General features: G+C 71.0%; 15 protein-coding genes. 7 read left to right on the top strand and 8 right to left on the bottom strand.

Annotation, left to right across the window (positions count from 1 at the left end; all coding sequences use genetic code 11):
• Positions 1-9: 9 nt before the first annotated feature.
• The 3 genes from FCK90_RS02435 to FCK90_RS02425 all read right to left on the bottom strand — a co-directional run bounded on the left by FCK90_RS02435 (position 10) and on the right by FCK90_RS02425 (position 3,265).
• Positions 10-891, bottom strand: coding sequence for a 1,4-dihydroxy-2-naphthoate polyprenyltransferase (locus tag FCK90_RS02435; protein WP_158032712.1), 882 nt, complete (start codon positions 889-891; stop codon positions 10-12).
• Between the two features lie 131 nt (positions 892-1,022).
• Positions 1,023-2,252 carry an AMP-binding protein gene (locus tag FCK90_RS02430; RefSeq protein ID WP_246179916.1) on the bottom strand — a complete coding sequence of 410 codons (1,230 nt, stop codon included), beginning with the start codon at positions 2,250-2,252 and terminating at the stop codon, positions 1,023-1,025.
• 14 nt (positions 2,253-2,266) lie between these two features.
• Complete coding sequence (locus tag FCK90_RS02425; RefSeq protein ID WP_158032711.1) at positions 2,267-3,265, bottom strand: 1,4-dihydroxy-2-naphthoyl-CoA synthase; 999 nt, start codon at positions 3,263-3,265, stop codon at positions 2,267-2,269.
• Between the two features lie 93 nt (positions 3,266-3,358).
• On the opposite strand from FCK90_RS02425, the gene hrpB reads away from it, so the two are divergent.
• The 3 genes from hrpB (at position 3,359) to FCK90_RS02410 (ending at position 8,519) form a co-directional block, all read left to right on the top strand.
• Positions 3,359-5,968 carry an ATP-dependent helicase HrpB gene (gene hrpB, locus FCK90_RS02420; protein ID WP_158032710.1) on the top strand — a complete coding sequence of 870 codons (2,610 nt, stop codon included), beginning with the start codon at positions 3,359-3,361 and terminating at the stop codon, positions 5,966-5,968.
• Positions 5,969-6,355: 387 nt separating this feature from the next.
• Positions 6,356-7,336: an HpcH/HpaI aldolase/citrate lyase family protein gene (locus tag FCK90_RS02415; RefSeq protein ID WP_158032709.1), complete on the top strand. Its 981-nt coding sequence runs from the start codon at positions 6,356-6,358 to the stop codon at positions 7,334-7,336.
• A 175-nt stretch (positions 7,337-7,511) separates the two neighbouring features.
• On the top strand, positions 7,512-8,519 hold the full coding sequence (locus tag FCK90_RS02410) for an L-lactate dehydrogenase (RefSeq protein ID WP_158032708.1): 1,008 nt from the start codon (positions 7,512-7,514) through the stop codon (positions 8,517-8,519).
• Between the two features lie 116 nt (positions 8,520-8,635).
• On the opposite strand, the gene putP is transcribed toward FCK90_RS02410, so the two are convergent.
• Positions 8,636-10,228, bottom strand: a complete 1,593-nt coding sequence (putP, locus tag FCK90_RS02405; protein ID WP_158032707.1) for a sodium/proline symporter PutP — start codon at positions 10,226-10,228, stop codon at positions 8,636-8,638.
• Positions 10,229-10,382: 154 nt separating this feature from the next.
• Positions 10,383-11,339 (bottom strand): tRNA glutamyl-Q(34) synthetase GluQRS, encoded by a 957-nt coding sequence (gene gluQRS / locus FCK90_RS02400; protein WP_158032706.1) that lies wholly within the window; start codon positions 11,337-11,339, stop codon positions 10,383-10,385.
• A 147-nt stretch (positions 11,340-11,486) separates the two neighbouring features.
• On the opposite strand from gluQRS, the gene FCK90_RS02395 reads away from it, so the two are divergent.
• A complete protein-coding gene (locus FCK90_RS02395) occupies positions 11,487-12,365 on the top strand; it encodes an MBL fold metallo-hydrolase (protein WP_158032705.1) in 879 nt (292 codons plus the stop codon).
• On the opposite strand, the gene FCK90_RS02390 is transcribed toward FCK90_RS02395, so the two are convergent.
• Entirely contained in the window at positions 12,304-13,701 is a 1,398-nt protein-coding gene (locus tag FCK90_RS02390; RefSeq protein WP_158032704.1) for a phosphatase PAP2 family protein, read from the bottom strand. The genes FCK90_RS02395 and FCK90_RS02390 overlap by 62 nt on opposite strands.
• Before the next feature lie 266 nt (positions 13,702-13,967).
• Between FCK90_RS02390 and FCK90_RS02385 the strand changes: the two genes are divergently transcribed.
• The 3 genes from FCK90_RS02385 to menD all read left to right on the top strand — a co-directional run bounded on the left by FCK90_RS02385 (position 13,968) and on the right by menD (position 19,438).
• Positions 13,968-15,101, top strand: coding sequence for an o-succinylbenzoate synthase (locus tag FCK90_RS02385; RefSeq protein ID WP_158032703.1), 1,134 nt, complete (start codon positions 13,968-13,970; stop codon positions 15,099-15,101).
• 145 nt (positions 15,102-15,246) lie between these two features.
• Positions 15,247-17,487, top strand: coding sequence for a PhoX family protein (locus tag FCK90_RS02380; RefSeq protein WP_158032702.1), 2,241 nt, complete (start codon positions 15,247-15,249; stop codon positions 17,485-17,487).
• 94 nt (positions 17,488-17,581) lie between these two features.
• Positions 17,582-19,438 carry a 2-succinyl-5-enolpyruvyl-6-hydroxy-3-cyclohexene-1-carboxylic-acid synthase gene (gene menD, locus FCK90_RS02375; protein ID WP_158032701.1) on the top strand — a complete coding sequence of 619 codons (1,857 nt, stop codon included), beginning with the start codon at positions 17,582-17,584 and terminating at the stop codon, positions 19,436-19,438.
• Positions 19,439-19,606: 168 nt separating this feature from the next.
• Here the strand turns inward: menD and FCK90_RS02370 are convergent, their stop codons facing one another.
• Both FCK90_RS02370 and FCK90_RS02365 read right to left on the bottom strand, forming a co-directional pair.
• On the bottom strand, positions 19,607-20,407 hold the full coding sequence (locus tag FCK90_RS02370) for an amino acid ABC transporter ATP-binding protein (protein ID WP_158032700.1): 801 nt from the start codon (positions 20,405-20,407) through the stop codon (positions 19,607-19,609).
• 8 nt (positions 20,408-20,415) lie between these two features.
• The gene (locus tag FCK90_RS02365; RefSeq protein WP_158032699.1) at positions 20,416-21,213 is read right to left on the bottom strand and encodes an amino acid ABC transporter permease; all 798 of its coding nucleotides are present in this window, start codon (positions 21,211-21,213) and stop codon (positions 20,416-20,418) included.
• Positions 21,214-21,218 lie beyond the last annotated feature (5 nt).

The following is a 21,218-nucleotide window of genomic DNA, read 5'->3' as shown; positions in this document are numbered from 1 at the left end:
GCATCCGCACTACAGCCACTGCCGCAGCAGCACGGCCAGCAGGAACAGGACCGACCACACCAGGTTCAGGATGCCGCAGAGCTTGAGCACCGGGATCAGCGCGGCGCGCTCGGTGCTGAACAGCACGGTGCGGCAGGCCTTGATCCCCAGCGGCAGGGCCAGGAGGACGATCAGCATCCACGGGTTGTGGGGCACCAGGAAGAGGTGCAGGGCGAACCCCAGGGCGATCTCGGCCGCGAAGACCACGCGCGCCCGGTTGTTGCCGAGCCGCACGGCCAGCGTCCGCTTGCCGACTTCGCGGTCGCCCGGGATGTCGCGGATGTTGTTGACCATCAGCAGGGCGCAGGCGAACACACCGGTCACGGTGGCGGCGATCCATGCCTCGAGGTTCAGCTCCCCGGCCTGGGTGATGGTGGTGCCGACGACCGCCACCAGGCCGAAGTAGACGAACACCGCCACGTCGCCCCAGCCGCGATAGCCGTAGGGGCGCTTGCCACCGGTGTACCCCCACGCCGCGAACACGGCGGAGATGCCGATCACGATGAACCACCACTGGCGGGACAGGATGATCAGGGCCAGGCCAGCGACCGCCGCGGCGACGAAGCAGGCCATGGCGGCCGCGAAGACCTGCCGGGGCGTCGCCGCTCTGGACCCGACCAGGCGGAGGGGGCCCACGCGTTCGTCGTCGGTGCCTTTGATGCCGTCGGAGTAGTCGTTGGCGTAGTTCACGCCCACCTGCAGGAACAGCGCCACCAGGAAGGCCAGGAGGGCATGGCCGACACGGGCGCCCCACATGGACTGGGCGGCGGCGGTGCCCGCGACGACCGGTGCCAGCGCCATGGGCAGCGTGCGCAGCCGGGCGCCTTCGATCCACTGGGCAGGTGTTGCCACTGGTGACCTTCCTGAGACGAGGGTGCGGACCGCGCCTTCGCCGACTGGCTCGGTGGATCCGCGGCCCCGGATGCGGTGCGGCGGGGAAGTGCGGCGCACCCAGAGGGACCGCGTTATTCTTTCACGTTTCCTCAGCCGGCACCGTGCACCGTGAACAGGGCGCGGATCCGGGCCGGGTCCGGCTTCCCGGTGGGCAGCAGGGGGAGGGCCTCCACGAGGCGCCAGTCCTTGGGGACGGCGGGACTCCCCAGCTCGTCCCGTACCCGCTGGGCCAGTCCGTCCGTGAAGGAGGCGGGATCGGGCGGCGGGGAGCCCGGTACGACGACGGCGGCGATGCGCTGACCCCATACCGGATCCTCCAGGCCGACCACCGCGGCGTCCTCGACCAGGGGGTCCTCCAGGAGGGTCAGGCGGAGGACCCCGCCCGAGACCTTGACGCCGCCGGTCACGAAGACGTCGTCGGCCCGCCCCGTCACCCGCAGGCGGGGCTGCCCTTCCTGCTCGGTGAGCTCGCCCAGGTCGTCGGTCCGGTACCACCGGGTGGCCGCTGCGGATTCTGCTGCCGCGGCCGGCTCCTGTGCGAAGACATGCCGGGCGGTCTGCTCCGGATCGTCCAGGTATCCGTCGGTCACCACGGGGCCGCCCAGCCAGATCCTGCCGGTCAGGGTGGCCCCGCTCGTCGGCGTATCGGGGCCGGCGGGTGGCTCATCCCCGATGTGCACCCGCACGCCGGGGAGGGCGACGCCGTCGTAGACGCAGCCACCGGCCGTCTCGGACATCCCGTAGGTGGTGATCACTCGGGCCCCCAGCTCCCGCGCCCGCTCCAGCAGGGCGGGGGAGACCGCCGAGCCGCCCAGGAGGATCGCGGTGAAGGACCGCAGGGCGCGGAGCACCTCGGGGTCGTCGGCGCCGGATACCAGCCGCTGCAGCTGCGTTGGAACCAGGGACACGTACCTGACGAGTCCCGTCAGGTGCTCGGCGGCCTCCGCGAATCCCGCGGCCGTGAAGTGGCCGGGGGCGGCCAGGACCGGCTCCGTGCCCGCCACGACCGAGCGCACGAGGACCTGGAGACCCGCCACGTAGTAGGCGGGCAGGCAGAGCAGCCACTGGCCGGGTCCGCCCGTGCGCCGGGCGGTGGCCGTCGCGGAGGCCATCAGAGCCTCCGTGCTGAGTACCGTGCGCTTGGGGCGGCCCGTGGAACCCGAGGTGGCCACGACCACGGCGGGCCCGGGGCGCCGCAGGACTCCGCGCAGGGAATCGAGCAGCCCGGCCACGCCGCCCACGGCGGTCACGGACTCAGGGCCGTCCAGGAGCAGGGTGCCATCGGGGAGGTCTTGCGTTCGGGGTGCTCGGCTGCTCACGGTCGGGAACGGGCTCAGAAGTAGTAGGGGAAAGCGGACCAGTCGGGTTCGCGTTTGCCGAGGAAGGCGTCACGGCCCTCGACCGCCTCGTCCGTCATGTAGCCCATCCGCGTGGCCTCACCGGCGAAGACCTGCTGGCCGACCATGCCGTCGTCGGGAAGGTTGAAGGCGTACTTGAGCATGCGGATGGCCTGGGGCGACTGGCGGCAGATCATCCGGGCCCATTCGATCCCCGTGGTCTCGAGATCCTCGTGGTCCACCACCGCGTTGACCGCGCCCATGCGGAACATCTCCTCGGCACCGTACTCCCGGGCCAGGAAGAAGATCTCCCGGGCGAATTTCTGCCCCACCTGACGGGCCAGGAGCGCCGAGCCGTAACCGGCGTCGAAGGACCCCACGGTGGCGTCCGTCTGCTTGAACCTCCCGTGCTGGCGGGAGGCCACGGTGAGGTCGCAGACGACGTGCAGGGAGTGACCGCCTCCGGCTGCCCACCCGCTGACCAGCGCGATGACGGGTTTCGGCATGGTGCGGATGAGACGCTGGACCTCCAGGATGTGCAGGCGGCCGGCCCGGGCGGGGTCGATGGTCTCCGCGGTGTCGCCGTCGGCGTAGTGGTAGCCGTCCCGGCCGCGGATGCGCTGATCGCCCCCCGAGCAGAAGGCCCACCCGCCGTCCTTGGCGGAAGGGCCGTTGCCGGTCAGCAGGACCGCCCCGACATCCGAGGACATCCGGGCGTGGTCCAGGGCGCGGTAGAGCTCGTCCACGGTCGACGGGCGGAAGGCGTTGCGGACCTCCGGCCGGTCGAATGCGATGCGTACCCACGGCAGGTCCCGTACGACCGAGCCGGAGGCATCACGTGCCACGGCCCGGTGGTACGTGAGGTCCTCGAGGCTCTCGAAGCCCTCGACCTCCCGCCATTGGGAGGGGTCGAAGGTTTCGGAGACGGCCGGGGGAAGGGCGCCGGGGGTGGACTCCCGGGGGTCGAATGCGTGATCGGTTTCTGCGTCAGTCACGGTTCCGATCCTACGTCCGTTCCGGTGCCCGTTCCCGTGCCCCGTCCCTGCGCCGGTTGCCGTGCCGGACGTGCGGACTGCCAGACTGGTGCCATGACCTCCTCCGCCTTCGACCTCGGCCTGATCGGCTCCGGCCTGCCCGTCGCCGGGGTGACCGGCGAGTTCGCGGCAGCCCTGGGGTCGGGTTCGGCGGTGGTCCAGGCGCCACCCGGGACGGGCAAGACCACCCTTCTGCCCCCGGCGGCGGCCAATGCCCTGGGGGAGGGGCGGGTACGCGCGGTGAACCCGGGCTCTCCCCGCCGGGTGGTGGTCACCCAGCCCCGCCGGGTGGCCGCCCGGGCCGCTGCGACCAGGCTGGCGCGGCTGACGGGAACAGCGGTGGGGGAGCTTGCGGGGTACACCGTCCGCGGCGAGCGATCGGTGACAGCCCGGACGCTCGTGGAGTTCGTGACCCCCGGGATCCTGCTCCGCCGGCTCCTGCAGGACCCCGAGCTGCCAGGAGTGGCGGCGGTGCTGCTCGACGAGGTCCATGAACGAGGGCTGGAGTCCGACCTCCTGGTGGGGATGCTCGCCGAGCTCCGCCAGCTGCGCGAAGACCTCGGGCTCGTGGCCATGTCGGCCACCCTCGACGCGGAGCGCTTCGCCCGGTTACTGCCGACGGATCGCGGAGAGCCGGCGCCCGTGATCAGCTGTCCTTCCGTCCTGCACCCGCTCGAGGTGGACTGGACGCCGTACACCGGCCACCGGATCGACGATCGCGGCGTTTCCGGTGGTTTCCTCGACCACGTGGCCGGCACCGCGGCCAGAGCCCACCGGGACGCATTGACCGCGGATCCCGGGGTCGACGCCCTGGTCTTCGTGCCCGGTGCATGGGAGGTGGCCCGCGTGGCCCAGCGCATCCGGGCGCGAACGGATGCCGCGGAGATCTTGGAATTACACGGACGCGTCGGCCCCCGGGACCAGGACCGCGCCGTATCCGGCCGTGGCCCGGGCGACCCGCCGCGCATCGTCGTCGCCACCTCCCTGGCCGAGTCCTCCCTGACGGTGCCCGGGGTGCGCCTGGTGGTCGACTCGGGGCTCTCCCGTGAACCGCGCCGGGACACCGTGCGGGGGATGTCCGGGCTGGTCACGGTCGCCGCCTCGCGCGCGTCGGCCGAACAGCGCGCGGGGCGCGCCGCGCGCCTGGGTCCGGGTCGGGTGATCCGCTGCTACGACGAACGCGCCTGGGCCGCCATGCCGGCCCAGTCCACCCCGGAGGCGGCCTCGGCCGACCTCACGCAGGCGGTCCTCACGCTCGCCGTGTGGGGCGCTCCCCGCGGTGAGGGCCTCTCTCTGCCCGATCCTCTCCCGGCCCCAGCGCTCGGGGAGGCCGTGACGGTGCTGCGCACCCTCGGCGCCGTCGACGACGACGGGCGAGCCACCCGGCTCGGTCACCGGCTCGCCGCCGTGCCCGCCGACCCCAGGCTGGCGCGCGGTCTCCTGGAAGGCGCTCCGCTCACCGGCGCCCGGCGGGCCGCCGAGGTGGTCGCGCTGCTCACGGGCGATCACCCCGTAGCCGGCGGGGATCTCGCCGCCGCGCTGACGCAGCTGCGCGGCGGTGGTGACTCCGGGGGCCGAACGGGCCGCCGGTCCCACGCCGGGGCCTGGCAGCAAGAGTCGCGCCGCCTCGAGCGCATCGCAGGGCAGGGCACCCCCGACACCGGAGCCGACGGGGCTCCCGCGGAGAGCGTCCGCGGATACGAACCGGGCGCGGTCGTGGCCCTGGCCCGCCCGGAATGGATCGCCCGCAAGGACGGAGGGACCTATCTGCTCGCCGGCGGCACCCGCGCCGGTCTGCCGGCCGGATCGTCGCTGGCCCATCACGAGTGGCTGGCCGTGGCCGAGGTCTCCCGGGCCGCGGGGAAGGCCGCCGGAGGGACCGGAGCCACGATCCGGATGGCCGCACCCCTGGACCGCGCCGCGGCGGAGATCACGGGAGCCACGATGCTGCGGGAGGGCGACGAGGTCCATTTCGGCAACGGCCGGCTCACCGCCCGGCGGGTGCGGGCCCTGGGGGCGATCACGCTCACGAGCACCCCGGTCAAGGCCGAGCCGCAGCGGGCCGCCGAGGCCGTCCGTGAAGCGCTGCGACGAGACGGCCTCGGGATGCTCCCCTGGGGGGAGGGAAGCCTCCAGCTGCGCGCTCGCCTGTCGGCCCTCCACCGGAGCATGGGCGATCCGTGGCCCGCCGTGGACGACGACGCTCTCCTGGGCCGGCTGGACGAGTGGCTGGGGCCGGAGATCTCCGCCGTGGCCCGAGGCGGGCGAATCCAGGAGACCCCGCTCGAGCCCGCCCTGCGCAGGCTCCTGCCCTGGCCCGAGGCCGCCCGCCTGGACGAACTGGCACCCTCGCGGCTGCCCGTGCCGTCGGGAGCCACCGCTCGTGTCCTCTGGGATCGCGAGCAGCCCGTGGTCCGGGTCAAGCTGCAGGAGTGCTTCGGCCTGGCCGAATCCCCCCGGCTCCTGGGCGGCCGGGTCCCGGTGGTCTTCCACCTGCTCTCACCCGCGGGCCGGGAGCTCGCCATCACCTCCGACCTGGCCTCCTTCTGGGCGGGTCCCTATGCACAGGTCCGCGCTGAGATGCGGGGCAAGTACCCCAAGCACCCCTGGCCGGAAGATCCCTGGAGCACCCCGGCCACCGCCCGCACCAAGGCGAGGATGTAGGCGGGAATGCGGCCCGGGGCGCAGTAGCCGGGCTCCGGATGTGGCGCGGGCCACGGCCGTGCGATAGTGTCGTGCCCATCGTTTGCAGGCCCCGTGGTGAGCGCCCACATCAAACAGGCACTCACGGAAGCGTTGGACGACGCGCAAGACCCGCTCGCACACTCGCGAGACATGCGGTTTCACGGGGTGCGGCGGCCACCCCCGTCTGGGTCTCCCACTCCGGAGACCGGACCGCGCACGCCCCCCATACCTCTCCGGCTTCTCCTCCTGGCTGCGTGTCAGCGGTCGGTGCCCGCGTGCGCCGACCCGGCTCCGTTCCCGGGGGAGACGGCCGAGCGCCCCTCGGGCTCACGGACTCGAGCCCCTCCAGGAAAGAGAACGAAAACCATGACTGCAACTGCCCCGGAAACCCTCACCCGCACCGCTCTCCGTCCCGGTGAGCACCAGGACTCCCCGCAGCCGGCCGGAAGCGCCGCTGCCGCCACGGGCATCGGACCCGAGCTCGCCCGGTCCTGGCTGCTCGTCAACGGCGCCCAGCCGGAGCGGTTCGCCCCGGCCGCGGCGAGCGCGGCGGACGTCGTCGTCTACGACATCGAGGACTCCGTGGCCCCCGCCGGGAAGGCCGAGGCCAGGCGCGCGGTGACCGAATGGCTGTCCAGCCTGGACGAGGGAGGGCATCGCCGCCGGGGATGGGTTCGCATCAACGGTTTCGGTACTCCCTGGTGGGCCGAGGACCTGGCCGCACTGGCCGGGGTCCCCGGGCTCGACGGCGTCATGCTGGCCATGGTCGAGAGCCCCGAGCACGTGACCCGGACCGCGGAGGCCCTTCAGGACGTGCGCATCGTCGCGCTCGTGGAGACCGCCCGAGGAGTCCAGGCGCTGCCCGCCATCGCGGCGGCGCGGTCCACCTACCGCCTGGGATTCGGACTGGGCGATTTCCGCCGTGACACCGGCTTCGGCGACGACCCCCTGACCCTGGCCTACGCCCGTTCGCAGTTCACCATCGCCTCGCGCGCCGCGAACCTGCCGGGGCCCATCGATGGCCCCTCCGTAGGGGCCATGGGGGCCAAGCTGGCCGAGGCGGCGGCGGTGACGGCGGAGTTCGGCATGACCGGCAAGCTGTGCCTGATGCCGGAACAGGCCGCCGCCGTGAACGAGGGCCTGGCGCCGTCGCTGCAGGAGATGACCTGGGCCAGTGAGTTCCTGACCGAATTCGAGGCCGCGGGCGGGGAGATCCGCAACGGCTCGGATCTGCCCAGGCTCGCGCGGGCCAACAAAGTGCTCGGCCTGGCCCAGGCCTTCGGGCTCAGCGTGCCCGACGGGTACGACATCCACTTCGAGGCCCCGAGCGAGACGTACCACTGCTGAACCCAGGTAAAGCAACGTGAAGCCAAGCAATCGGGCTGAAAAATGACGGCAACGGGCGGCAATTCATTGTCGCCCGTTGCGTTGTTGTTGGAAACTGGACTCCGTAAGGCGCCGAAGCCTTGCAGCGTCGGAGACACGAAGACCGGCGACCACTACCCACCCAGAAGGGGTCCTGATGACCGAGTCGAAAACCGCAGCCACCTCCCCGTCTTCCTGGTCGAGCGGAACCGCGGGCGACCGCCGTTCCAAGATCGGCATCGTCGGCGCTGGTGCCGTGGGCTCGTCGCTCGCGTACTTCTGCCAGATCCGCGGCATCGCCCGTGAGATCGCGATCTACGACGTCGCCTCGGAGAAGGTCCACGCCGAGGCGGCAGATCTGTCCCACGGCGCGATGTTCTCCCCTTCCACCGTGGTCAGCGGTTCCGACGACGTCTCGGTGCTGGCCGGGGCCGATATCGTCGTCATCACGGCCGGCGCCAAGCAGAAGCCCGGGCAGCCGCGTCTGGAGCTCGCCGAGGCCAACGTGAACATCCTGCGGGCCATGACGCCCAAGCTGCTCGAGGTGGCCCCGGACGCCGTCTACGTCCTGGTCACCAACCCGTGCGATGTCCTGACCAGCGTCTTCCGCGAGCTCTCGGGCCTGCCCAAGGAACGCGTGATGTCCTCCGGCACCGTCCTGGACACCTCCCGGCTGAGGCTGCGCCTGTCCGAGGAGGCCGGGGTCTCGCCGACCTCCGTGCACGCCATGATCGTCGGTGAGCACGGGGACACCGAGTTCCCGCTGTGGTCGATCGCCAACATCGGCTCCGTCCCCCTGCTCGAGTGGCGCAACGGGACCGGCGAGCTGGCCTTCCCGGAGGACGTCCGCGACACGATCGCCGACGAGGTCATGCACGCCGCCTACAGCGTGATCGCGGGCAAGGGGGCCACCAACTACGCCATCGGCATGGCGGGCGGCTCGATCTGCCAGGCCATCCTCTCCGACCAGCACGCCGTCATGCCGGTTTCGACCATCCTGGAGGACTACCAGGGGGTCAGCGGCGTGGCGCTGTCTGTTCCCTCCGTCGTGGGCCGGGCGGGCGTGCTCCATCAGCTCCCGGTCCCCATGTCCGACGGCGAGGTCCAGCAGCTGCACAAGTCGGCGGACGCTCTGAGGTCCTCGCTGTCCACCCTGGGCTTCTGAGGGCCGGGGCTTCGGGCAGGGCTTCCCGCCGGGGCTGATCAGCGGCCGAATGCGACGAGAACGGGGCGACCGGTAAAACCGGTCGCCCCGTTCTCGTCGGTGTCAGGGACTGACGGCTATGCCCTGGCGGAGGTCTCCGCAGCCTCGCCGTCCGCGGTCTCCTCCGTGGGGAGGCCTTCGCGGGACAGCGCCACGGCCTCGTCGAAGCGCTGCTCCACGCCGGGGTCGGCCCTGTAGGTCAGCAGCGACACGACGATGGCGACCACCAGCGCGGCGATGAAGCCCGGGATGATCTCGTACAGATCGGCCCAGGGCGTGTGCGGCCAGGCGAAGACCACGATCGCGCCCGTGGCCATGGACGCGGTCGCTCCGATGCCCGTGAGCTTGCGCCAGTACAGCGACAGCAGCACGATCGGGCCGAACGCGGCACCGAAGCCCGCCCAGGCGAAGCCGACGAGAGCCAGGATCGACTCCGCCGGGTCCAGGGCCATGACCATCGCGATCACGGCGACGATCAGAACGCCCAGACGGCTGACCCAGAGGGAGGCCTTGGCCGAGAGCGGCTTGCGCCGGAACAGCAGCGCCAGGTCCTCGACCATGGCGGAGGTGGTCACGACCAGCTGGGAGGACACGGTGGACATGATGGCCGCGAGCACGGCGGCCAGCACCAGGCCCGCCAGGAAGGACGGGAACAGTCCGATGGCGGCGTCCAGGAACACGGTCTCGGCCGTCTCCGTATTGGTCAGGGCCAGGCGGCCGGAGTCCACCAGGGGAACCGCGAACAGCGCGGTCAGGATCGCGCCGATGACGCACAACGCCATCCAGATGACGCCCACCCGGCGGCCGGCCACCGCGTCCTCATGGGAGCGCAGCGCCATGAAACGCACCAGGATGTGCGGCTGGCCGAAGTAGCCGAGACCCCAGGCGAACAGCGAGATCACGCCGATCAGGCCGCCCGCCGCGCCGAAGTCGAACAGGTTCCAGGCGCCCGGGTGCACGTCGTCGACCCGCGACACGATCTGGGAGGGATCGCCGACCATGAAGAGGACGACGACGGGGACCATCAGCAGGGACAGGAACATCAGGGTGCCCTGGAAGAAGTCCGTGTAGCTGGCCCCCAGGAAGCCGCCCACCAGGGTGTAGACGATGGTCACGCCCGCGATGACGATCATGCCGATCAGGTAGGTCTCGTTGACGCTCCAGCCGAAGCTCTGCTCGAGGGCGCCTCCCAGGGCGGAGGAAGCGAAGTTGCCGCCGGCCACCATGCCCGAGGAGATGTAGAACGTGAAGAAGGCCAGGATGACCAGTCCGGCCACGATGCGGAGCATGCGCCCGCCGCGGACCAGCCGGTTGCCCAGGAACGACGGCAGGGTGATCGCGTTGTCGTACTTCTCGGTGAACATCCGCAGCCGCGGGGCCACGACCTTCCAGTTCACCCAGGCACCCAGGGTCAGGCCGATCGCGATCCAGGCCTGAACCATTCCGCCCAGGTACAGGGCGCCGGGCAGGCCCATGAGCAGCCAGCCGGACATGTCCGAGGCGCCGGCGGACAATGCCGCGACGGTCGGAGGAAGGTTCCGCCCGCCGATCATGTAGTCGTCCTTGTCGCGGGTGCGGGTCGAGGCCCAGAACCCCACCCCCAGCATCGCGGCGAAATACAGGCCGATGGCGGCCAGCATCCACCAGAAGCCCGAATCGAAGTCAACCATCTGAATCCTTTCCTAGACGGCACCGGCCCTGGGGGACTGCGGGGTGGCGCCGAACGGTGGTACAGCCGTCTCCACGGGGTGTGCGGCTGCTTGCTTCAGGAGTGTTCCATCCCCATCGGTTACTTGCTTACGTCAACGCGCTCAGGCATGGCTGTCATCGCGCGGTCGTGGCACCCGCCGAGCCTGGCGAGTGCACGGGCGGTCGGAAGACCCACGGGCCTCCAGTCAAGTGGACCCGGTCGATTCCGGCCAGCACCTCGGCAGCGGAACGCACCGTGTCCCCGAGGCCCAGCGACCGGCCGATCCAGCCCATGACCTCGGGTAACGAGCATCCCGCCGCATACAAGTCCTCTAGGGTTACAGCTCCATCGCGCTTTGCCAAACGCCGCCCGTCGTCGTTGACAACCAGCGGCACGTGGATGTAGTCCACGGGCGGCAGATCCAGGAGCCGCGCCAGATAGCTCTGCCGGGGGGCCGAGGTCAGCAGGTCATCACCACGAACCACCTGGTCAACGCCCTGAAACGCATCGTCGAGCACCACGGCGAGGTTGTAGGCCGGGCGGCCGTCGTTGCGGAGCAGGACCATGTCGTCCACGAGGGCTGTCACATTTCCAAACACTCGATCACGGATCGTCGCGGGGCTCCCGTCCGTGCGCAGCCTGACGGCGGGCGGCCGGTGGCGGCGGCGTTCTCGCCGCTGCGCCTCGGTCAGGTCCCGGCAGGTCCCGGGGTAGGCTCCCGGCGCCCCGTGCGGGGCACCGCCGGCCGCGGCGATCTCCGCCTGTACCTCACGACGCGTGCAGTAACACTCGTAGGTCAGGCCCCTGGCCGTCAGTTCGGCGACGGCAGCGCGGTGGTGATCCTCGCGCTGCGACTGCTGCAGGACGGGGGGATCCCAGTCGATGCCGATGGAGGCGAGGTCCCTCAGCTGGCGCTGCTGGGCTCCCTCGGCGACGCGGTCGAGGTCCTCGGCCCGCAGGACGAAACGTTTCGCCTCCGAACGAGCGAAGGCCCAGGCCAGGATCGCTGTCCTGAGGTTGCCGATGTGCAGGTCGCCGGACGGGGAAGGGGCGTACCTGCCCGCGCCGGGCTGATCCGTGGTCCCGTTCATGGCGAACACAGTACGTCAGACCGGTCCTGCCGCCCGAAGACCCCGGTTCGGGCCGCTCGTTCCTCGCACGGATGCGCGGTATTCGCCCGGTCATGAATCGGGTCACCAAAGTCGCAGCGGGCCCGCTCAGGGCTTTACGCTGAAGCAGTGATCACCATTAATGAGGTCGGACAGGATGTCCACGTCATCACCACGGAGAACTGGAGGCTGAACTCCGGCCTGGTGGTGGGGCACAGCCGTGCCCTGGTGATCGACACCGGCGCAGGACCGCGGCAGGGCAGGGCCATCCTGGAGGCCGTGCGCAAGGTGACGGACCTGCCGCTGGTGGTCCTCAACACCCACGCGCATTTCGATCACTACATGGGCAATGCGGTGTTCCAGAGGGCGGGCGTCACCGACTTCTGGTCGCATCGGGTGGCCGCGCAGGCCATGACCGAGTACGGCGACTACCAGCGTTCGTTCGTGGGGGTCCTGGAGCCCGAGATGGGCGAGGGCTCCGGGCTGGACACCCGGATCGTGGTGCCGGCCCGCCACCTTCCCGGCTCGGGGCGGCGCCCCGCCCTGACCCGCATCGACTTGGGAGAGCGCCAGGCCCTCGTGTTCTCCCTGGGACGTGGTCACACCGACAACGACGTCCTGGTGGGGGTGGACGACGTCGTCTTCGCGGGCGACGTCGTCGAGCAGGGGGCGGACCCCTCCTTCGAGGACTCCTTCCCGGAGGAATGGGTCTCCGGTCTGGAGCAGCTCGCCGACCTGGACAGGTACAGCGTGGTGGTTCCCGGACACGGCCTGCCCGTCGACCACGACGAGGTCCGCGGCATGGCCGCCACCATGGCCACCGCGATCGAGCGGATCCGGGTCACCAAGGCCGAGCAGCCTCTGAACCAGGTGCCCGTGCAGATCACGGCGTCGATGTTCCGGCTCCCTTACGGTCCCGGGGCGTCGCGGATCCTGCTGGACCGGCTCACGCAGCTCGATGCCGAGGGCGCAACGCTCGCACACTCTGGTGGGCGCACAGAAGGCTGACCCCGAGGATCGCCGCCGCTCCGGTGGCCAGGGCGAGCCCGTTCATCGCCACGGTCTGCATGGCCGCGAGGCCGGCCCCCGCCGCCAGCAGCAGCAGGATGCCCAGCACCAGGGAGCCGATCGCCCGGTTGGGGCGCCAGCGCTCCGGCCGGATCAGGCAGCGCAAGAGCAGTGCGCCCAGCACCGCCCAGCAGGTGACGACCAGAACGGACACGATGGCGTCCATGGGGCGGTGCCAGCCGTTCAGCACGGTGGAGATCCCGGCCAGCGAGGTGGTCAGGGCGCCCAGGAACGCCACGTAACCCCGCCAGCGCGCCGGGGCGACCATCACGGCGATGACCGCCGCTGTGGCGGCCGCGGCCGTGTGGCCGGAGGGCAGCGAGTTCATGGGGGACTCCTGGATCCCGTACGGGGCCTTGGTCAGGATCGCGCGCTTGAGCAACTGCACGCTGACCACGGCGCCGAGCCCGCTCCCGGCGGCGACCAGAAGAGGAACCCACCGGTTCGCGGCCAGCGCGAAGATCAGGCTGAGAACACCCCAGAACGCGCATACCGCGACCGGGATCAGGTCGATCAGCGGAACCCAGCTCGATGGCAACTGCGCGAGTGCTCGCTCGCCCTCCTGGATGGCGAGCTCGTCCGCCCACTGCCCGCCCACGGTGCGCAGGGCGTAGTAGGCGACGCCGGCCGCCAGGGCCAGCAGGATCGCGGCGCGCAGCACCTGCCCCACGAAGATCCCGAAGGTGACGTCCCGGCCGGGCGCGTCCGGGGCGGCGCCGTGCGGCGCCGTCGCGTACTGGCCGGGGTGCTGGCCCGGCTGGAGGGGGTACTGGGCCGGTTGCTGCGCGGGAGGCTGCGCCGGATAGCCGCCGGCAGGATGCGGTGCGCCCTGGCCCTGCCCGCCGTAGTACCCGTTCGAGGGGTAGGGGGCCTGCTGATGCGCCGGCGCGCTCATGCCGGTGTACCCGCCGTCCGGGTACTGCTGTCCTCTCGCCTGGTCCGCCCGCCCTGCGGTCGCCGGCTGCTGCGGGGAAGCCGGCTGCGTAGAGGCCGCGTCGTCCCTGCGGGGTGCGCTCCGGTCCGTCCACGGGGGAGTCTCGATCGGGGCCGTGAGCGGATCCGGCGAGAGGTCGTAACGGTTCTGCCGGGTCTGCCCGGAGACGGCGGGCATGGGGCGAGTGGCCGAAGAGTCGGCTGAGGCGCTGATGGTCTCACCGGCAGCGTCCGCAGTGCTGATGGCCTCCGTGGGAGTCTCGCCGTCGCCGGTGCCGTGACCCGCGCCCGATCGACGCCGAGCGTTGTCGTCGGGCCCGTTCTCCGCGGGGATGAAAGTCACTGGGGTCCTCCGGTATGGATCGGCCGCGCCGGCACAGGACGGGTGCCGCGCGGCTGCGGTGCGGATGGAAGTCGTGGAATGGAAGTCGTGGAAACGGGAGCCGAGCCACCCGGCTCCACAGCATATGCGCTCCAGTGTGGCAGGTAAGCCTCCGTACCAGCTGGTACTCGCACGGCAATGGCAGGGGATTCCTGATGGTTCGCTGGGTGAGCGCTGTGGGCTGGTGGCCCGCCGGGAGGGGCGGTCGCCGACGTAGAGTGAAAGCCATGACTGAGCCGGCGCAGCGGGACCCAGAGCCGATCGAATCCACCCGTCCGATCCCCCGGGAGAACGGACGGCCGGGACCCGCACCCGACGGGGAGATCCCCGCGCTGGACCTCGAGCAGCTCCTGGAGAAGGCGATCGTCGTCGATCTCCCGCTGACCGTGCGCTTCAGGGGGGTGACCCGCCGGGAGGCGGTGCTGCTTCCCGGGCCGCGGGGATGGGGGGAGTTCGCCCCCTTCCTCGAATACGACGACGCCGAGGCCGCCGCCTGGTGGCGGGCCTGCCTGGAGGCGGCGTACCTGGGTTTCCCGGCACCCTTGCGCAGCGAGATCCCCGTCAACGCCACCGTGCCCGCCGTCGCTCCCGAACGGGTGCCCGCCGTGCTGGGCGGCTACGGAGAGGACATCGTCGCGGTGAAGGTGAAGGTGGCCGAACGGGGACAGGGCGTGGAGGAGGACGAGGCCCGCGTGGCCGCCGTGCGGGCGGCCCTCCCGGAGGCGCGCATCCGGGTGGACGCCAACCAGGGCTGGACCGTGGACCAGGCGGTGTCAGCGCTGCGCAGGCTCTCGCGGTACGACCTCGAGTACGCCGAGCAGCCGGCCCCGGGCGTGGACGGGCTCTACGCCGTGCGGGAGGCCCTGCACCGCGACGGGGTGACCGTGCCGATCGCGGCGGACGAGTCGGTCCGCAAGGCCGAGGACCCGCTGGCGGTGGCGCGAGCCGGAGCGGCGGATCTCATCGTGGTCAAGGTCGCCCCGCTGGGCGGGGTCCGGCGCGCGCTGTCCGTCGTCGAGCAGGCCGGGCTTCCCGCGGTGGTCAGCTCCGCCCTGGACACCTCCGTGGGGCTCAGCGCGGGCGTGGCGCTCGCGGCGAGCCTGCCGGAGCTGCCATATGCCTGCGGGCTGGGCACCGGCGCCCTCCTGGCGCGCGACGTCACGGAGGCCCCCTTGAAACCGGAACACGGAAAACTGCCCGTCCGGGACTATGGTCCCGGTTCCCTGGAAGTCAGAGGGCTGGTCGTGGATGATGCTCGCCGGACATGGTGGCTGGACCGCGTCCGCCGTGTTCATGCCCTCCTGGAACCCGGCCCGGGCTCCGGCCCAGAGCCCGGACAGCAGCCCCTCGAGTGGAGGTAGATCCGGGGACCTGCCCCTGACCAGCGTGTTTGGTCCTCTTCCGTTCACTTGCCGTTGTCCTGGAATGTGCTCTCAGCTCATCGGGGGCCGGTTGCATGGCGTCGTTGTCTGAATGCGCGGTGCCAGGCCGCGCGGAGAGGGACGAATGAACCGGTTCTTTTTGCCCATGCTGGGTCACACCAACGGAAAGCGCAGCCCGCTCACCTGTGCGCTCAAGTGCGGTTCCCAGTGCACCAAGCCCGTATGCAACACCTCGGCGAACGGCACCTTCCGGGAGGTCGCCTCTTCCGCGCTGTCGCGCCGGGCGGCCCTCGGCCTGGGGGCCGCCGCTGCCGTGACCGTCGGCGTCGCCGTCACCGGCAGCCGCACGGAAGCCCGCGCCACCTTCGGCTACTGGGGATGCAACGGAGCCGCCCTGGACTTCGATCCCATCGATCCCGTGGCGGCGACCGTGGATGACCTCAACGTCGCCGAGGGCTACGACTGGTCCCCGATCATCCGCTGGGGCGACCCCTTGTTCGACGACTCCCCGGAGTTCGACCCCCACGACCAGACCGCCGAGGCCCAGCTCAAGCAGTTCGGGTTCAACAACGATTACCTCGACATCCTGCCCGATGAGGGCGGCACCACCGGAGTGCTCGTGTGCAATCACGAGTACACCAACGAGAACACCATGTTCCCCGAGGAGCAGATCGAGGATCTGCAGCGCACTGCGAGCGTGGGGATCGCAGCGCATGGGATGGCCGTCGTCGAGATCGTCCGCGAGGCTCCCGGGAAACCGTGGACCTATGTCCGCGGTGGCTGGCGCAATCGCCGTATCACCGCCGACACCCCGTTCCGCGTCGACGGGCCCGCAGCAGGCTCCGACCTGCTCAAGACCGCGGCCGATCCCGAGGGCCTGACCGTGCTGGGCACGCAGAACAACTGCTCCGGCGGCGTGACCCCCTGGGGCACCATCCTCTCCGGCGAGGAGAACATCCAGAACGTCCTCTCCGGCCCGGACACCCCGGAGAACCAGCGCTACGGCATTCCCGCCGAGCCGCCGAGCCGCCGCTGGGATCTGGTGGATCCTCGCTGGGACGGCAACAACGAGGGCTACGCCAACGAGGTCAACCGTTTCGGCTACATCGTGGAGATCGACCCCTCGGACCCCGCCTCCACCCCGGTCAAGCACACCTCGATGGGCCGGTTCAAGCACGAGGGGGCCAACGTCCACATCGCCCCAGACGGCACCGTGGTGGCCTACTCCGGTGACGACGAGCGCTTCGACTATCTCTACAAGTTCGTCTCCGCGGAGAAGTACATCGAGGGCGACCGCGCCCACAACATGGGCCTGCTCTCCTCCGGGGACCTCTACGTGGCGAAGTTCACCGGCAATACCGAGACAGAGATCGACGGCTCGGGGCGCTTGCCCTCCGACGGCGCCTTCGACGGGAAGGGCGAGTGGCTGCCCCTGGTGGTCGGCGGGGAATCCAGGATCGAGGGCATGGCCGTGGACGAGGTCCTGGTCTACACCCGTCTGGCGGCCGACAAGGCAGGGGCTACGAAGATGGACCGCCCCGAGGACGTGGAGCCCAATCCGCACACCGGGAAGGTCTACGTGGCCTGCACCAACAACACCCAGCGCGGTGAGCCGGACAAGGCAGCGGCCGATGAGGCCAACCCGCGCACCAACAACCGTGACGGCCACGTCATCGAGATCACCGAGGACGATCCGAACTCAGCCGGCACGACCTTCCAGTGGGACATCCTCCTCGTCTGCGGTGACCCCGCCAAGGATTCCACGGCCTACTTCTCGGGATTCCCCGCCGACCAGGTCTCACCGATCTCCTGCCCCGACAACCTGGCCTTCGACTCGGAGGGCAACCTGTGGATCTCCACCGACGGTGCCCCTGGCACCATCGGCTACAACGACGGCCTATTCCGCGTGGACCTGACCGGGGAGCAGCGCGGCCGCACGACGCAGTTCCTCTCCGTCCCGCAGGACGCCGAGACCTGCGGCCCGGTGATCCACGACAAGGAGCAGATGGTCTACGTCGCGGTCCAGCATCCGGGGGAGGACGGGACTTTCGCCCAGCCCCGGTCCTACTTCCCCGACTATGTCCTGCCCACTCGTCAGGGCGAGGGCCAGTTCGCGTTCGCCCGCCCGTCGGTGGTGCAGGTCTTCTCCCTGGCCGGCGGCGAGCCTCCTTTCGTGGAGGAGGACGAGCACGAGAGCGGTTCCGGGGACGGCGACGGCCATGGCCACGGTCATGGTCACGGAGGCGGCCGGGGCAGGGCCGGCAACGGCAAGCGCGGACCCAGGCGCCACGGCTACCGGGGCAAGTCCTCCGAGGAGCTGCGGCGCAAGGCGCGCCAGGCGCCGCGGTCCTATTCCGACGGCTGAGCACGACGGCGGCAGCCCCGGGGCGTGATCGGGACCTGCTGCCGGGCGATCCGGTGTGGCCGGGAACGCCTGAGGCGGTCAGTAGGGTGAGACGGTGACCAACGAATCCCTGCTGACCGCCTCGCTCGTCCTCGACCACCTGGTGGCCGGCGGTGCCCGCGAGTTCTTCTTCGCACCCGGGTCCCGGTCGGCCCCCTTCGCCTATACCGCAGCGGGCCGCGACGGCACCGATCTGCGGGCGCACGTGCGGCTGGACGAGCGTTCGGCGGCCTTCCACGCCCTGGGGGCGGCGCGTGCGACGGGGACGCCGTCCGCGGTGATCACGACGTCGGGCACCGCCGTCGGGAACCTCCTGCCCGCTGTCCTGGAGGCCGATCACGCAGAGGTTCCCCTGGTGCTCCTGACGGCGGACCGGCCCCCCGAACTGCGCGGCACCGGGGCGAACCAGACCACACGACAGCCCGGCGTGTTCGGGGACCACGTGCGGGCCGCCGTGGACGTCGTGGTACCGCGTGGGCTGACCGGCGCCGCCCTCGGCGCGGACGTGGCGGAGGCCCTGGCCCCCGCGTTGTCCGCGCTGCGCGGTGACGACGGCGTTCCCCCGGGGCCGGTCCACATCAACGTGGCGCTCCGCGAGCCCCTTCAGCCGGCCCTCGACGACCTTCCGGTCTCTTCCGCGGGCGCCGGCCGGACCGACACGGGCAGAGCAGACACCGGCAGAGCAGACACCGGCAGAACAGGCACCGACGGGAACGGCGCAGCCGGTTCCGCCGCCGGCCCCGGATGGGTGCCCAGCCCGCTCGACCCGGTGCACGCCGTGGACCTCGGGCCCGGCGAGGCGGCGGAGCTGGCAGCGGCGGCCGGTTGCCTGCCGCAACACCGCACCGTGATCCTGGCGGGGGACGGTGCTGGACCCGCGGCCGCCGAGATGGCCACCGCACTGGGGCTTCCGCTGCTGGCCGAACCCTCTTCGGGCGCCAGGGGAGGGGAGACCGCGGTGGGCCCCTACCGGCTCCTGCTGGACTCTGCCACGGGGAGATCCATCGAACGGGTCCTATTGATCGGGCGCCCCACGCTGTCCCGTCCCGTGGGCAGGCTGCTCGCGCGCACGGACCTGCGGACGGCGGCCTGGCAGCCGGCCCCCGTGGCCTGGTACGAGGACGGCCGGAGGCAGGAGACCGTGCTGCGGTCTCTCGGCGAGGTCCTCGATTTCACGGGTCGCGGGGCTCCCGAATGGCTGGCGGCCTGGCGCGGCCTCGGAGCACAGGCGCAACGGGGCGTCGACGACGAGCTGGACCATCTCATCCGGACCGCCCCCGGGTTCCTGCCGGGCCCGGCGGTGGCGCGTGAGGTGTGGCGAGCATGCGGGCGGGACGGAGCCGCCCTGGTGGCAGGCTCCTCCAACCCGATCCGCGACCTCGACCTGTCGGCGGAGCCGGGGAGCGAAGGTGCGGGGAACGTCCGGGTGATCGCCAACCGCGGGCTGGCCGGGATCGACGGCACCGTCGCGACCGCGGCCGGCGTCTCGCTGGCCACGGAGGCGTGCGTGCGGGTGCTGCTGGGGGACCTGACCTTCCTGCACGACGCCGGTTCCCTCCTGCATCTGAAGGGCGAGGGGATCCCGGATGCGCAGCTCGTGGTCCTGGACGACCGGGGCGGCGGGATCTTCGCCACGCTCGAGCACGGCGAGCTCGCGGAGGAACCGCGCTGGGCCGGCACGGTCGAGCGCTTCTTCGGCACCGAGCCGGAGGCCGATATCGCCGGACTGTGCCGCGCCTACGGCGTGCCCGTCGTGGAGGTCGCCGATCTGCCCGGATTGCGGGAGGCCCTGTCCCGTCCGATCCGGGGAACGTCCGTCGTCGTCGTCGCGGCCCGGCGGGAGGGACTGCGCGACCTGCACGCCCGCATCACCCGGCGGGTGGACGCGCTGGGCACAGGGTCCGCCGGCTGAGGCGTGCAGCGTCCAGGTCCACCGCCGAGTGCAGGTCCACTGTCGAGTGGTGGGCCGAGTGGTCTCATCGTTGGCCCGGCCGCGCCGAAAAGACGATCTGCTCGCCCATCAGACTTGATGGGCGAGCAGATCGTCTTTTCGGCGGGGATGGGCGATCGGATCGGCCGATCAGTCCTCAGGAGCGTCCACCTGGGTCGGGTTCAGGACGCGGGACAAGAAGGCCTGGGTGCGCTTGTGCTGCGGCGCCCCGACCACCTCGCGGGCGGGCCCTTCCTCGACCACCACGCCGCCGTCCATGAACACCACCCGGTCGGCGACGTCGCGGGCGAAGGCCATCTCATGGGTCACGACCAGCATGGTCATGCCCTCCTTCGCCAGGTCGCGCATGATCGCCAGGACGTCGCCCACGGTCTCGGGGTCCAGGGCGGAGGTCGGCTCGTCGAACAGCATGAGCTCCGGGTCCATGGACAGGGCCCTGGCGATGGCCACGCGCTGCTGCTGGCCGCCCGACAGCTGGGCGGGGGCGTTCTCGGCCTTCTCCGCCAGGCCCACGCGCTCCAGGTTGAGCATGGCGGTCTTCCTGGCCTCGGCCTCCGAACGGCCCAGCACCTTGCGCTGCGCGACGGTGAGGTTGCCCAGCACCGACATGTTCGGGAAGAGGTTGAACTGCTGGAAGACCATGCCCACCCGGCGGCGAACGGCGTCGATGTCGACCTCGGGATCCGTGACCTCGACGTCCCCGATCCGGATCACGCCCTGCTGCGGGGTCTCCAGGAGGTTGACGCAGCGCAGGAGGGTGGACTTCCCCGAGCCCGAGGGCCCGATCAGGCACACGACCTCCCCGGGCCCGACCTCGAGGGAGATGCCCTTGAGCACGTCCAGGGAACCGTAGGACTTGTGCAGCCCGTCGATCGAGACCGAGGCGGGATGAGATGCGGTGGCACCGGGGACGGATGCTGTGTTGTTCACGGGTCCTCCTAGTGACGGGCCGAGCGGGCGTCGGCGCGCTGCTCGAAGTAACGGGCCAGCAAGCCCAGCGGAACGGTGATGACCAGGTAGCACACGCCGGCCAGTACCAGGGGCGTCAATCCCGCACCGCTTCCGGAGATGGCCTCGCGGCCGAACTTGGTCAGCTCGTACTGGGAGACGGTCATGCCCAGCAGGTAGACCAGGGACGAATCCTTGGCGAGCAGGATGACCTCGTTGGTCAGCGGCGGCAGGACGATGCGCAGCGCCTGGGGGATGACGATCGTGATCATGGCCCTGCTGTGGCTCATCCCCAGCGAGCGGGCGGCCTCGTACTGGCCCTTGGGCACGGCCTGCAGGCCGGCGCGCAACGACTCCGCGATGTAGGCGGCCGAGACCAGGCCCAGGGCCAGCATGACCGTGACCAGGTTGTTGAACCTGACCTGGAAGGCCAGCGGCACGCCGAAACCGAGGGCCAGGAACACCAGGAGTGCGGGCACGCCGCGGAACAGCTCGATGTAGAGCGTGGCGATCCACCTGTAGGGCGCCACCGACGACAGCCGCATGAGCGCCAGCAGAATGCCCCCGGACATGCCGGCCACGAAGCCGAGCGCCGTGTAGATCAAGGTGTTCTTCAGGGCCACCGTGATGATCTCGGGGAACTGCTGTGCCATCACGGACGGGTTGAGGGCGCGTGATATCAGGGTGTTCCAGTCCGCGATGAACACCAGGGCGATCACGATCACCACCAGGAGCCCGTACTGGACCCCCCGGGAGACCTTGGCCCTTTCGCGGGCGGTCATAGCCATATGGG

Source organism: Kocuria coralli, from assembly GCF_008831305.1.
Lineage (GTDB): Bacteria > Actinomycetota > Actinomycetes > Actinomycetales > Micrococcaceae > Kocuria > Kocuria coralli.
Note: the sequence above shows the minus strand (reverse complement) of the source record. Positions and strands in the feature narration are given on the sequence as shown.

Coding starts and splice junctions, on each gene's coding strand:
- hrpB (WP_158032710.1), top strand. CDS start 3,359: ATGACCTCCTCCGCCTTCGACCTCGGCCTGATCGGCTCCGGCCTGCCC.
- FCK90_RS02365 (WP_158032699.1), bottom strand. CDS start 21,213: ATGGCTATGACCGCCCGCGAAAGGGCCAAGGTCTCCCGGGGGGTCCAG.
- FCK90_RS02415 (WP_158032709.1), top strand. CDS start 6,356: ATGACTGCAACTGCCCCGGAAACCCTCACCCGCACCGCTCTCCGTCCC.
- FCK90_RS02410 (WP_158032708.1), top strand. CDS start 7,512: ATGACCGAGTCGAAAACCGCAGCCACCTCCCCGTCTTCCTGGTCGAGC.
- FCK90_RS02380 (WP_158032702.1), top strand. CDS start 15,247: ATGAACCGGTTCTTTTTGCCCATGCTGGGTCACACCAACGGAAAGCGC.
- putP (WP_158032707.1), bottom strand. CDS start 10,228: ATGGTTGACTTCGATTCGGGCTTCTGGTGGATGCTGGCCGCCATCGGC.
- gluQRS (WP_158032706.1), bottom strand. CDS start 11,339: ATGAACGGGACCACGGATCAGCCCGGCGCGGGCAGGTACGCCCCTTCC.
- FCK90_RS02385 (WP_158032703.1), top strand. CDS start 13,968: ATGACTGAGCCGGCGCAGCGGGACCCAGAGCCGATCGAATCCACCCGT.